1 protein-coding gene is annotated in these 582 nt (G+C 42.4%); it reads right to left on the minus strand.

The features are described 5' to 3' along the window. On the minus strand, positions 1-582 hold a 582-nt coding region (locus R7E78_RS28720), incomplete at both ends, for an ABC transporter substrate-binding protein (RefSeq protein WP_318058959.1).

Genomic DNA, 582 nt, shown 5'->3' on the forward strand with positions numbered 1-582 from the left:
CAGCATCGACATCAAACTTGGGCGGTGTGTTGTTTGGATCGTCATACTCACCATGACCAAAGCCCAAACCATGCGGCTTACGTGAGTAGTCACCACGCATGATGTTCTCTATCATGCCATCAAAATCTGTTGCAGCCATGATGCCTTTGCGCACTTCAAGATTATCCAACAAAGGCATTGCCGTATTCATCCATACGCCACCAGCGCCTTGTGGTGATTGGTTGAATCCCCAATACTTTTGGATATAACCTTTTTTGTAAACATCAGTGTTCGTTTTATCGTGCCAAAAGCTTGGTAGCACCATTTCAAAGTAATCGAGATTACCTTTTTCGAAGTGCTTCATCGCAATGTCAGGATCGCGAATAACTGTGATACGGACTTTCTCTACGTTATAACGGTTCTTATAGTAACGATTGTTGTAGCCCCACCAATCTTCACCAACATGCTTAAAGGTAACACTTTTCCCTTTTTTAACCTTATCTAGGTAGTATGGTGCTGCCGTTGGTTCAGCTTTGAAGTTAAATTTACGTACAAAGTTATCCGGCATGCCATCGTTGTTTTCATCCTTCTCTCCTTTGAAAA

The organism is Vibrio sp. YT-19(2023) (assembly GCF_033337395.1).